The sequence below is a fragment of the Saccharospirillum salsuginis genome (assembly GCF_014651855.1).
Lineage (GTDB): Bacteria > Pseudomonadota > Gammaproteobacteria > Pseudomonadales > Natronospirillaceae > Saccharospirillum > Saccharospirillum salsuginis.
Window position 1 is genome coordinate 25,052 of the sequence record NZ_BMXR01000020.1, and the last position, 12,087, is coordinate 37,138.

The window sequence follows — 12,087 nt, forward strand, 5'->3', positions numbered from 1 at the left end:
TAGGGTGGGCACGGCCCACCAATAAAGTAAAACAACCCACACTAAGACCCACCGATATCGACAAGGATGTCAGCCGTTAAGGGGAAAGGGTATCGTTATCAAAGTCGTAGGGTGGGTGCGGCCCACCAAACCGTTCTGTTAGCAGCTTAGGTGCCTAATTCATCCACCAGAAAATCCACCAAAGCCCGCACGGCCGGGTTTTTCGAAGACGCCGCTTTCCAGGTCAGGTAAATCTTGGATGCATTGTGCTCGGTCAACGACGCTTGCCAGTCGGGCAGCAGCTCAACCAGGCGACCATTGGCTAAATCATCCTCGATAAACGAGCGGCTTACCATTGTGATGCCTTGATGCGCCCGGGCCCACATCAACAAGGGCGTACCGCCTTCGGACGCCATCACCGGGTTGATCCGAATCTTACGAGCGTCCTTATCTTTGCGGAAATACCACCAAGTGAACTGACGCGGCTTGAGAAACGCCAGGCAGGTATGGTTTTGCAGATCCTCCGGTGTGTTAACTGAAGCATGCCGCTCAATGTATTGAGGGCTGGCCACCACGACCGCTGACATGTCCTGCAGCGGTCGATAGATCAGACTGGAGTCTTCCGGACGACCGTAACGCACGGCGATGTCGTAGGGGCTGTTGTACAGGTCGATCACCTGATTCGCCAGACTCAAGGCGATGCGCGTGTCCGGGTAGCGATCGCGGAAACGGGCCAACAAGGGCACCAGGGTTTCCCGACCGAACGTGTCGAATGTGGTGATGCTGATCAGACCCGAGACCGGTTGGGGCGTTTTTTGAAAAGCGCCTTTCACGTCTTCCACCGAGCTCAGTATTCCGAGTGCCTGATGATAAAAGTGTTCCCCATCGGGCGTCAGATCCAGACGCCGTGTCGAACGAACGAGCAAGGTAGTACCGAGTTCGTGCTCCAGGTGATCGAGCCGGCGGGTGAGTGTGCTTGGGTTCTTGCCCAGAACGGTGGCCGCCGCACTGAATGAACCCAGATCCACAATTTTGACGAACTGCTCCATAGCGTCCAGCACAGTTCTCTCCTGAAGGGTCGATGCACGGTTTCAATCTTTGCAGTATATGCAAAGCTGATGCTGTATTCACGGCTATTAATGCAGGATAAGGTTCGGCTCATACTCCGCCCTGTCGATAAACCTACAGCGGAGACACACCATGAACACCTTGGACACCATTCAGAACCGGCGTTCCATCAAGCAGTACGACCCCAACCACCGGATCCCTGAAGCCGATTTCACCCGCCTCATTGAAGCGGCTATGCTCGCGCCGACCTCGTTCAACATTCAGCACTGGCGGTTTGTCCGCGTCAGCGACCGGGACCTGCGCGGGCAGCTCCGGGACGCCGCTTGGGACCAGGCTCAGGTGACCGACGCCTCTGAGCTGTTGGTCATCACCGGGAACATCAACGCCTGGAACGACACCCCCGAGCGCTACTGGCAAACACCACCCCGGAAGTGCAAGAGACCCTGGTCACCATGCTGCAGGACTTTTACCGGGGCCGGGAATGGTTGCAACGCGACGAGGCCATCCGCTCCGGCGCCATGGCCGCGCAGAACATCATGCTCGCCGCCGAAGAACTCGGCTACCACACCAGCCCGATGATCGGATTCGACTTGGACCAGGTCGGCGACCTGATTCGTCTGCCGGAGAATCACGTGATTGTAATGATGTTGGCGATCGGAAAGGGAGCCGAAAGCGCCAAGCCCAGAGGCGGACAGCTTAAACTGGAAGAGGTTGTGGTGAGCGATCGTTTTTAATCGAATCACCCTGCGCCTCTGAACTGGCCAGTATCGAAAAAATAACGGCTCGGAGCCCCGTATCAGGAACCCAGCAGCGGCCCGGCCAGTCGCTGCTCCTGTTTACGGATAGCGTCCGTCAGAAAGTCCATCAGGGCATGAATCCTCACCACCCCCCGTAAATCCGGATGCATCAGGAACCACAGGCCGTAGTCCAACTCGGGTATGGGGTCGGTGAGCTGAACAATGTCCGGATACCCCTCAGCCAGGTAGCAGGGCAGGATGCCCAGCCCCATGCTCGAGCGTATGGCGCTGAGTATGCCGACCAGAGTATCGACGCGATACACGCAAGCGGACTTGAGCCCGTTCGTGTCCATCCACTGGTCGACTTCCGAATCCTTTAAACGCGGCCCTGCGCCTATCCACGGCTGGCCGCCCAGGGATTCGATAGACGCGCCCGGGGCCAGGCCGAAACTGCGGTGAGCATATACAGCCTGGCGAATCGTGGTCAGCGGCCGACCGATCAGGTTCTCGGGCGGGCGATTGGACGGGCGAACGGCGACATCGGCCTCCCGTCGGGTCAGATTGAACAACTGGTTCGAGATGGCAACGTCCAACAGGATGTCCGGATAGATGTGCCGGAATTGCGTGAACAGGGGCGCGAGCAGCCCCATCAGCAGCGAATCCGTCGTGGTAACCCAGATTTCCCCGCTGGGCTTCAGGTCACGCCCGGCGACTTTACGCTCAGCCGCCAAGGCGGCCTGATCCATAATCCTGGCCGTTTCGGCGAGTTCTTCGCCCGCGAGCGTCGGCTGATAGCCGGTACGGCTTCTCTCGAAGAGCGCGACACCCAGGCGTCGCTCGATATCACCCAGCCGCCGGAAGACCGTGGCGTGGCTCACACCCAGAGCGCGAGACGCACCGGACAGTGAGCCCGCGTTCGCGATGGCGAGCACGATCTCAAAGTCATTCCACGCCAGTTGGTTCCGTGTTTTCGACGCGCTGGAAGAGGGTGGCTGGCCCGGTTTTGATGTTCGTTTTTGCAAAGTCCATTCTCGCATTTATGGAATAGTTTGCAGTATAGAACAGGAATAGCATGTACCTGAACCCATTGGACAAACAGCGCTCCATTGACCCGGGGCAATGCGATGGAGGTCAGAATCATGTTGGTTTCAAGTGAAGCGAAGTTCTTCCAAGGCGATTGCCCGCTAACCCGCGGGGATGACGATATAACGGCCGTCGGCAGCGCCGCCGACTCGAACCTGGGAAGCATCCCGCAGAGATACCGGGATGGAAGCGGCGGCATTGATCTGGAGCGGGTAAGGCAGGACCGGAACCGGGCCCGGCGTGAGGTTGTTCAAATGTTGGTACATAACCTGGTAAGGCTCTGGCAACGCCGCTGAAAAGCGGCGTTTGGCCGTTCGCGTCCAGCCGTCCTGTTTCCCTATTTTTCGTATATTCTCCTTCGGCTGTGTCTGCGGTATTCAAGCACTGTGACGCGCTTTACCCCGCCACTGGGTGACATGCGGCAGCGCGAACAGGTACAAGCCGGAAAACAGCAGCAGGAACAACAGGGGGAGTGGCGAATAGGTTACCCACGCTGGCGGTTCGGCTGAGCCGGCGGCTATCGTTACGAAGTTGGCGATCACCGTTGCTGTGAACAGCATGGACAGCCAGCGGTTGCCTTGTCGAATCCAGGCGCTCCAATTCATTTCGACCTCCCGGCCCGCGCATCGGATTGTGTCTCGATCATCTTCCACCCGTTGCCCGACGGGTCCCGAAAACCGGCATCGACATTGCCGAAGCGTTCCACCGGTTCCTGCGTAAACTCCACGCCGCACTCACGCAAGCGTTCATAGGAAGCTCGGCAGTCGTCCACCGATAACACCAGCGCCGGCATCGCGCCCTTGGCGACGACCTCGTGCAGGGTCTGCGCGGTGGCCTCGTCATGTACCGGTGGCCCCGGTTTGAACAGGCCGAGTTGGAACGAGGGCTGTTCCGGATGCTGGACCGTCAGCCAGCGGAAGTCGCCGTTTTTAACGTCGGTATGCACGACAAACCCCAGCTTATCGACATAGAACTCCAGTGCTTCGTCCTGATCGCGCACATACAGACCCACTACATTGATACTCATAGCCATAGAACCTCCTTAGCTGGATTGGATGTCCAGCTTGCCAGCGGCCTTCCGTCGGCGCTTCTCCGAAACTGCTATCTTGAGGATTGGTCGATCAACGCTGCGGACCACACACTCCGGAACTTCCTCCCGCCTGTGCGGGACCGTGCCTTCACGTGCCCTGAATTCGCCGGGGCTTTCGCTGGTGATGTCACGGAAAATACGCCCGAAGGTACCGATGCTACTCCAGCCGGTCTGGAAGGCGATGTCGGTAATGGGCCGGTCGGTGTCGCGCAGCAGCGCAGTGGCACGTTCGATACGACGGGTGAGCAGGTAACGGTGTGGCGGCAGGCCGAAGGCCTTCTTGAACTCGCGTGCGAAATGCGCCGGTGACGTGGCACTTACCCGGGCTAGCCGGTGAATGGGCCACGCCTCTTCTGGGGCCCTGTCCATCCGGTCTTTGGCCCGTAACAACCTCCGCAACAGTTCGGGGCTCTGTTTCATGGCATCCTCGTGTGGAGCCGTTTAATGGTGACTACGCACTCAATGCCTTCAGGACCGCGCCAGGCTCTTTGGATACTACGTTCAGTAAGACAAGGGCGGGGCCGTGAGGCGCACGATCGCCACGCTCCCAATGACGAAGTGTGCTGACGCTGATGCCAAAAGCGGAAGCAAACTCATTCTGTGACATGCCTAGATCGGCACGTATTTTTTTAACCTCTACAGGGCCAAATTCGTGTATGACAGCCTTTTGAGCATGCCCCTTAGAGTATTCAATAGCCTCATCCAGGCCCTGCTTAATACTTGCGAATGCACTACTCATATTAACCACCATATCGTTTAAGCAACAATTCAGTTAACTTGCTCAACTCATTCCGTTCGGACTTTGATATATTCGCTTTCTCACCTTTGCCGAACACCGTCAGAAGGAATAGTGGTACACATCCGTTATGGTAGTAGTAGATAACCCTTACACCACCACTTTTACCTTTACCCTGAGCTGACCAACGAAGCTTCCTGATTCCACCTGTACCCTGTATTAAATCCCCGGCTTGGGGATGAAAAGCCAAGTAGTTGATTATGCTGGCTTTTTCACCATCCTTGAGGAGGTTTGACGCACGCTTGATGAATTCGGGGAGTTCGACAATGGTCTGCATGGAGGTAAGTGTAATCCATTGGATTACATTCGGTCAAATGGATCAAGAATCCCGGTAAACAGTGTTCGGGATGGTGCTGGAGAGCTTACCTGAATATCGGGGCTGACCAATTACATACGCTGAGAAACTCCTGGAGCCATCCTCAGGATTTCATGGGCAGTGCACTTTGAGGGAGAGTCAGCCCGGGTAGGCATCGGACTAGATCCTGTGGAGCAAACTGCGCCAGCGAAATTGCCGGTACCGGTAAAAGATATGCGCATAACCCCATATCAGGAACGTTAAAATGCCCGCTTTCACCTCAACGTCGTCAACGTATGTACAGGTTTCATTCTTGCCTGGGATGACTTGGATAAGATGGTTCCAAACTGGCACCAGGCCGCCGCCCTCACGGGTGTAAAGAACCCGGCTATTGTCATTGATTTCCTGGAAAGTAAGGGTGTGTTCCCAAGCTGGAATGAACCCGAAAAGTAACAATCGGGTGGTTTCCGTGGCTCCTTCTTCCCACAAGGTGGGGAAGTGGCTTGAGCCTGAGAAGCTCAGGAATCCACGGGTAACGAACAGCAGTGTGTCGCTTCTCTTTACCAGCCCCCAAACTTTGTCGGCGGGTGCATGAAAAGTCGATGTTATTCTTACACGCACTTCATGTTCCTTATTGTATCCGCTATTGATCACAGCAGGAGGTGGATGTGATTATATCTACACTATTTCCACAGTGAGCTCTCAGCCTTGGCTATACACCACATGGCCGCAACGAGAAAATAAAGAATATGAACCAGACATTACTGAACATTATAAGGAGCTGGATCGCGTGTCGGGCGAACATGGGAATGTTCCGATACCAGAACATGAACCCAATAACGACCCATTGAACCAGCAACCACGGCAGAGACAGGTACCAAAAGTTTTCGTGACACTCGATGTTCGGCGTCGAGTAAAAAATGTAACCCCAAGTCGCGACCGTGCTTGTCACCAGCACGGTAAGGGCAAGGGTCGTTAATACATTGCGCCACTGAGCGTATTCCGTGGTTGTTTGCTTGGCTATGGCGTCCTTGAGTTTTTCGTTCATTTTCGCTCGCTATGAGGCACCGTAGTGCGCCGCCAGAGAATGAAGTGGGCCAAATGCGATCTACAGTAGCATATGAAGGGCCACCAGACCCATCGCGAACATCCTGGACTGTCGTGAGCCAACCATGAATACCACCACAGTAGCCAGGCCGGAGATGGCAGACAGCACCACGAATACAACCCTACGAAGTCCACCCCACACAACCGCTAGATACTTGAGAACCCAATGTAGCCGTTGCCGACTTAGCCGAGGGGCTGCAACAGTCCGACCGCTTCTCGTAGATAGTCCTGCTTTTGTTTCGGTAGAGTACCCGCCTTGACCGGCAACATGCCATGCCACCATCCACTGTCTTTACCAGCCTTGAAGATCACCAGGTCCCCGGGGGCGGCAAATGTGACCTCAAAGCGTTGGATATCAATAGTGCCGTCGGTAGCCCTGGTTTGTCGAGCAACGTAAAACTCGCCCCCGGTAAAGTCCTTTTGAGGTTCGCTCAACATCAAAACGGCTTGTACCGGTGGATTTTCAGAGTTGTTGTCCTGATGCGCCCAGTTCTCGGCACCTTCACCGGCCCGCAGGAGGATGCTTTTACGCGTCAGGGGCATGTGCCCCAGTGGGTGAAGGTTAGGCTCCTGGCGACTGACCAACAATCGTTCCAGTGTTCTCACCAGTGCATTATGCCAGTCAGGCGGTTTCGATAAATCCATATAGTCACTGGGTGGGCAGCCAGCGACACCGTTGCCCACGGTATGGGCCAACTTAGTTATCTTAGCCTGCTGGGAGTCGGGCAGGGGAGATAGAGTGGCGTCAGGCACCGCATTGCGAATGACACAGGCGCCGTAGTGTTCCAACTGACTCCAAAGGGCGGATTGATGAGTCGATGTTATGGCATTGTCGTCCAGTGGCCCGCTCAGGCCGTCGTCTGCTTCGGGCAGTGAGTGCCTGTCTATCTGTATAGAGGGTGCCGATCTGCTGGTCGGCTCGTTGGATGACCCATTGCTACCACTGACCGAGCCCTCAAGCCGATGACAGTCCCGGGCCGCATCAAAGAGGCCGCCTACGGCGATACGAAACGGCGTCGTATTGGTCGCGACCCACCCTAATCCGATCGCGTCCAATGCCTGGCGCACAACGACTTGCTTTCCTGCATTGAAGTCTTTCAGGTTAAGACGGCCAAGCGCTTGCCATACTGCTGGTTCGGTATTGGCCAACAGGCTAGTTTTCGGAAACCCGGCCTTAATGAAGCTGTCGGACCATTCAGGCCAGTCTTGCGTACCCATTGTTCAACCCCCTTCATTGGCGACCCCTCATAACGATATACCGACTGGTTTGGCATTTCGACTACAGGATAACCCGGAGTTACAGGATTGGGCCGGTCGACAGCTGCGGGAAGGAATTGCTCTTATTACCTGAAACTGAGGAGCTTCAGTCTGATCTGCCAACCTGGATGTGATGCATTTGCACCACATCCAAGCTCCGACCTTTGCTATAGGCTGAAGGTTTGAACGCGACGTTGTGTCGTATATGGCTCGGAGGCAGGAAATCATGAAAATGTCCAGGCGGAACCCCTGAGTCACCTTGCTGCTGGCAGCCTTGATGCTGGTCATCGTGGGAGGGTGTCAGCCTTCGGGAAGCAACGATCATGGCGAAGTGACAGCAACTCCCGTTCGGACACCCGTTCCGATACAGGAGCCGGAGATGGGTAAGCGTGACTTTTGCTGTCTAATAGCCAATACAAACAGATTCATACCACTGAGGACGGGAGGACGCATTTTGAATCTTTCTCTGAAACCTAAACTGTTAACTGCGTTGCTGGCGATCTTTGCGCTGGCAGGATGTAATGAAACAGGTAGTTCGGGCGACACTTCGGATAATTCCGACGAGCAGAACCAAGATTCGACGACCACAGACGATTCGGACTCGTCTGATGGAGAAGATTCAGGTGGTGATTCAACGTTGACCGTTGCGAATGTATATCCATCAGACGGCAGCACAGACGTCCCGGTCGGTGCGGCAGTCTATGCCGAAATGGATAAAGACATCGATAGTACGTTCAACAGCAACGAAATGGAACTGACTCTACAGGGCACATTGGTTCCCGGCAGTGTCGACAGCTTGAACGGTACTCATACAAAACGGATCACCTATACCCCGTCGGAGGAGCTGGAAACGAATACTGAATATCACGTCACGTTGAATGCTGGTCAGCTTACCGCTAATGACGGCAGCACTTTGGCCAGTGACTATCAATGGAGCTTCACAACCGGTGGATTGAGTTGGTCAAGTGACCTTCAGTTGGATGGCAGTGCCGATGCCGTTTATGATCCGGTCGGATTGAAACCACTGGACAGCAACTTTGTCGATACTGCTATCGACGCCGAGGGCAATGTTCTGACGGTTTGGGTAGAATTGAACGCAGACCAAACGACTTTCGATGTGGTTTTCAGGCGGTACGACGTTAGCACCGACCAATTGAGCAGTAGAAAGGTAATTGGTCAGACCACATCCGCATTCGGCGCCAGTAATGACAAATGGGTGCAAACCCGTCCATCGATCGCCCTGGACGGACAGGGCAATGCCTGGGTAGCTTGGGCAGAGAATACCGAAGCCTCTCAGCGCATGCTGGTCCGGTACTATTCCAAGAGCGGCGGTTGGGAAGCAGCCCAAGAACTGGCGACCGACACCAATACCGAAACCAACGTGGAACACTACAAATCACCCGACTTACAGGTCAACAACAGTGGCGACGCGGTGGTTGTCTGGGCACAAAACAAAGCCAGCAACAACGCTGAGACCATCGACATGATTCGCGCTTCCACGTACCAGGCCGACAGTGGTGCCTGGTCCTACAAAGCAAAACTGGAAGCCTATGACGAGGTAGCGGGTATAGATGCCGACTGGTACGAACGGCGCGCCGTTAACCCGGCGGTTGCTCTGCAGGAAGATGGAACCGCCATTGCCGTCTGGGTTGAGAACTTCAATCCGGACAGCCAGTATTCGGGTACAGAGGAGACGGTCTTCGCCCGTCGATTCGACGGCACTGATTGGAGTGCCACTGCGACAAGACTGGAGTCGGTCGACCTCGGAACACATAGCGATATGCGTCCGCGTATTCAGGTAGCCGATGCCGGTGTCACCGGTGTGTTCTGGGATCACCCAGACGAAGGATTTCGCTTCGCCACGCATAGCGCAACCGGCGGCTGGTCCGGAACAAGCACCTTATTTGCGACGTCCGATGCCGAACTGGTCCGCTATCGAGCCGCAGCGGATGGAACCCATTTACTGGCCTGGTATGAAAGCGATGAATTGACGGTCAGTCAGAAAACCGGCAGTGGCAGTTGGAGTTCACCACAATCGGTTTCCGTGGATGTCATTGCCGTTCAGGAGATTCTTCCTGTAATAACCGTAACCGGTGACATGCATATCGGTGTGGTCGACGGCTCGGTCTTTTCTCCTGCTAATTCCCTGGGCATTGAGATGGTCAGCCACCTTGGCGGTCAATGGAAGGCGTCGGGTTCCGTCACCGAGCAAAACGCTGTCTGGCCCGATATGGAGATCAACAGCCAGGGAACCTTCGCTTTGGCTTACCACGTTGATATGGGCCAGTTGCCTGAAACTGGAATGGACGGGTGGTCCAGCAAAACGTACCTTTTGTATTCTGACTAGTGTCTAATACACCAGCCCGGCCCGTTGGGTCGGGCTTGCCAGACTACACGGGCAATCTTATGAGCCACGCACTTTTTTCGGGCGAAGATCTCTACGAGGAGCAATTGGAGGCACTGGCCGAGTGTGTGGCAACCTGGCGTGAGCGTCTGATGTCATTTATGACAACCCGTAATTATTTCTTGTGATCGACTTCCCTTTTTCGGAAATTCCTTTCTCATAATCACTTTTTGTAGCTGTTCGATTCTCTCTTTTTTGGTATCTATCCCCCTCGGCGAGCCAGGACGTACGCCATGGACACGGACACTCACGACCAGGGATACCCATGAGCACCCAGAGGGACATCGCCCAACTCCCCGACGACGCCAAGAACTTTTTGCGCCGACAAGGCATTTCACTGAATCCTTTGGTGTGGCACGCCAGTTACCGCTATCCGGATGACGCCAAACGGTTCGAACCGGAACGCACGCATCGGCGTTTTTATTTGCTGAAAGGCAACACCGGTTTCGAATTCCTTACCCGGCATTCGAACCACAAGCGCGGCATCGTGTACGCCATTCACCGCAGCGAAGGCATCGGCGGCCCCAAACCGGCCGCACCGCGGGTGGAGCTGAACCGACCCAAGGCAGAGGTGATTGAAGACACGCCGTTGCCGAACGGCACACCGGGCGTGGAGCCGGAGGTGGCACCCGAGTTCTACGCCCAACTGCGGTTCACCTACCCGGATGGGTCCGGCGTGGTTGCGCCGTTCACCATCGAAACCGATACCGAAGCGTTCGAAGGCCGCCTCATCGGTGGCAACACCCGCAAGCGACCGCTGAGCAAGGCGGGCACGGTCACCTACACCGTCGGCACACCGGTCTCGTTAGATGCGTGGCAAACCGAACTGGACCGGTTGAAAGACCATTGCCAAGCCCTGGCGGATGCCCGGGACGACACCGGCGACACCCAACACATCCCCAACCGGCTGCAACCGCTGCACCTGATCAACACCCGGGTACTGACGCCGGGCAACCCGGCCGACATGCCCACCGAGCTGTTCAGCGCGGGCTACCCCTTCGGCCCCTTGTTCGATACCGCCGCCACCTTCTGGAGTCGGCAAAAGCACCGGCCGGATCTGTTTCAGGACGCTTTCAGGGCGCAGTGCCCGTTGGAGCCCGAGGTACTGGCCCGAGACGTCGGCATGAGCCTGGGCCTGTCCACCCGTTCGATCCGGATAGACACCGTATCCCGCTGCCTGCTGGATCTAATCCACGTGCTGAGCGATGAAACTGTTCTACAACCTCTGGTGAACGTGGCGAGCGACTGGAACTACGCCGACCCCGAGGCCTGGGCGTTGGAAACCGCACTGGTGGCTCTGCTGAGCCAGCGTTGCCCTAAAGTTGATGGTATCCATCCAGGCAACGAATCGCCGTACCACGCCCTGCTGGCAGACATCGGCCAAAGCCTGATGCAATTGGCCGAGTGGATGCGCCAACAGGCCAAGGTGCTGACCCAGTCCGCGCCGGACTCGCAATTGGTCACCGCCACTCTTCAAGTACCGGAGCTCAGCACCCAATGGCCCAGTGTGCCGGAACCCAACTGGGTGGAACTGAACTACGACGACCGCGAGCAGCCCTTTCCCCAAGGTACCCAACTCGCCTACTGGCTCTACGACGACAACGACGAACTGCTCTACCAGGGCGAGGACCTGATCCCCGGCCAACCCAAACGCTTCCTGCTGCCGGATGAGGTACAGGACGTCAGCTACCGCTTCGCCTATGTACCGAAGCGCCCGGGCGTACCCGAAGACCAGACCACCTTCGACAGCCTGTTCCGGGCCTTCGGTGAACCCATCGTTCACCTCTACGACGTCGGCCCCATCGTCGACTGGGAGAAAGGCCGGCCTTACACCTCGCGCACCAACACCGGCCGTTCGATGCAATTACGGCCGGTTCAGGTCGATTTGCTGCAACGCGCGCTGGAGGCGATCAATCTGCCGGAGGACGAACGCGGTCATCCACTCCCCAACTCCTATGTGCTGCTGGCCGACGCCGACAGCACCGAGGCGGACATCCGCGCCGAGATCGAAAAACAACTCGGCAGCGGCCTCACCGAGGACGACTGGCAACTGGTCGAACAACAACTCGCCCCGCTGACCCCGACCGAACCCAAGATCCTCGACCTCACCTGGCTCTACGCCGACCTGCTGTTCCGCGCCGCCGCCGAACGCTACGAAGACCCGGACGTGCAGAAGCTGATCCAGGATCTGGAAGAACTGGAAGCGTTAAAGGAAAATGTCCCCCGGGACCCGTGGTGGCTGCGCTACAACCTCTTCCCGACCGAGGAAAA

General features: G+C 56.4%; 12 protein-coding genes and 1 pseudogene. 4 read left to right on the forward strand and 9 right to left on the reverse strand.

The features are described 5' to 3' along the window. Positions 1–146 precede the first annotated feature (146 nt). Complete coding sequence (locus IE111_RS23670) at positions 147–1,040, reverse strand: LysR family transcriptional regulator (protein WP_189613620.1); 894 nt, start codon at positions 1,038–1,040, stop codon at positions 147–149. Between the two features lie 139 nt (positions 1,041–1,179). Between IE111_RS23670 and IE111_RS24690 the strand changes: the two are divergent. Both IE111_RS24690 and IE111_RS24695 read left to right on the forward strand, forming a co-directional pair. Further along, positions 1,180–1,353: pseudogene (locus IE111_RS24690) on the forward strand (nitroreductase family protein); the annotation flags it as partial. 146 nt (positions 1,354–1,499) lie between these two features. Then, positions 1,500–1,781, forward strand: coding sequence for a nitroreductase family protein (locus IE111_RS24695; RefSeq protein ID WP_268245059.1), 282 nt, complete (start codon positions 1,500–1,502; stop codon positions 1,779–1,781). A gap of 62 nt (positions 1,782–1,843) precedes the next feature. On the opposite strand, the gene IE111_RS23680 is transcribed toward IE111_RS24695, so the two are convergent. From IE111_RS23680 to IE111_RS23715, 8 genes are all read right to left on the reverse strand, one after another. Next, complete coding sequence (locus tag IE111_RS23680; RefSeq protein WP_189613623.1) at positions 1,844–2,821, reverse strand: LysR family transcriptional regulator; 978 nt, start codon at positions 2,819–2,821, stop codon at positions 1,844–1,846. Between the two features lie 423 nt (positions 2,822–3,244). Continuing rightward, positions 3,245–3,472 (reverse strand): hypothetical protein, encoded by a 228-nt coding sequence (locus tag IE111_RS23685; RefSeq protein ID WP_189613625.1) that lies wholly within the window; start codon positions 3,470–3,472, stop codon positions 3,245–3,247. After that, the gene (locus IE111_RS23690; protein ID WP_229805504.1) at positions 3,469–3,894 is read right to left on the reverse strand and encodes a VOC family protein; all 426 of its coding nucleotides are present in this window, start codon (positions 3,892–3,894) and stop codon (positions 3,469–3,471) included. The genes IE111_RS23685 and IE111_RS23690 overlap by 4 nt, the downstream gene beginning before the upstream one ends. 15 nt (positions 3,895–3,909) lie before the next feature. Next, positions 3,910–4,377, reverse strand: coding sequence for a helix-turn-helix domain-containing protein (locus tag IE111_RS23695; protein WP_189613628.1), 468 nt, complete (start codon positions 4,375–4,377; stop codon positions 3,910–3,912). A gap of 31 nt (positions 4,378–4,408) precedes the next feature. Beyond that, positions 4,409–4,696 (reverse strand): NadS family protein, encoded by a 288-nt coding sequence (gene nadS, locus IE111_RS23700; protein WP_189613630.1) that lies wholly within the window; start codon positions 4,694–4,696, stop codon positions 4,409–4,411. Between the two features lies 1 nt (position 4,697). Continuing rightward, positions 4,698–5,030 (reverse strand): type II toxin-antitoxin system RelE/ParE family toxin, encoded by a 333-nt coding sequence (locus IE111_RS24700; RefSeq protein WP_189613632.1) that lies wholly within the window; start codon positions 5,028–5,030, stop codon positions 4,698–4,700. A 198-nt stretch (positions 5,031–5,228) separates the two neighbouring features. After that, positions 5,229–5,669, reverse strand: coding sequence for a hypothetical protein (locus IE111_RS23710; RefSeq protein ID WP_189613634.1), 441 nt, complete (start codon positions 5,667–5,669; stop codon positions 5,229–5,231). 669 nt (positions 5,670–6,338) lie between these two features. Next, positions 6,339–7,373: a 2OG-Fe(II) oxygenase gene (locus IE111_RS23715; protein WP_189613636.1), complete on the reverse strand. Its 1,035-nt coding sequence runs from the start codon at positions 7,371–7,373 to the stop codon at positions 6,339–6,341. A gap of 418 nt (positions 7,374–7,791) precedes the next feature. On the opposite strand from IE111_RS23715, the gene IE111_RS23720 reads away from it, so the two are divergent. After that, positions 7,792–9,759, forward strand: coding sequence for an Ig-like domain-containing domain (locus IE111_RS23720; RefSeq protein ID WP_189613637.1), 1,968 nt, complete (start codon positions 7,792–7,794; stop codon positions 9,757–9,759). A 322-nt stretch (positions 9,760–10,081) separates the two neighbouring features. Next, on the forward strand, positions 10,082–12,087 hold a 2,006-nt coding region (locus IE111_RS23725), incomplete at its 3' end, for a hypothetical protein (protein WP_189613638.1).

Coding starts and splice junctions, on each gene's coding strand:
- IE111_RS24695 (WP_268245059.1), top strand. CDS start 1,500: ATGCTGCAGGACTTTTACCGGGGCCGGGAATGGTTGCAACGCGACGAG.
- IE111_RS23680 (WP_189613623.1), bottom strand. CDS start 2,821: ATGCGAGAATGGACTTTGCAAAAACGAACATCAAAACCGGGCCAGCCA.
- IE111_RS23685 (WP_189613625.1), bottom strand. CDS start 3,472: ATGAATTGGAGCGCCTGGATTCGACAAGGCAACCGCTGGCTGTCCATG.
- IE111_RS23690 (WP_229805504.1), bottom strand. CDS start 3,894: ATGAGTATCAATGTAGTGGGTCTGTATGTGCGCGATCAGGACGAAGCA.
- IE111_RS23695 (WP_189613628.1), bottom strand. CDS start 4,377: ATGAAACAGAGCCCCGAACTGTTGCGGAGGTTGTTACGGGCCAAAGAC.
- nadS (WP_189613630.1), bottom strand. CDS start 4,696: ATGAGTAGTGCATTCGCAAGTATTAAGCAGGGCCTGGATGAGGCTATT.
- IE111_RS24700 (WP_189613632.1), bottom strand. CDS start 5,030: ATGCAGACCATTGTCGAACTCCCCGAATTCATCAAGCGTGCGTCAAAC.
- IE111_RS23715 (WP_189613636.1), bottom strand. CDS start 7,373: ATGGGTACGCAAGACTGGCCTGAATGGTCCGACAGCTTCATTAAGGCC.
- IE111_RS23720 (WP_189613637.1), top strand. CDS start 7,792: ATGGGTAAGCGTGACTTTTGCTGTCTAATAGCCAATACAAACAGATTC.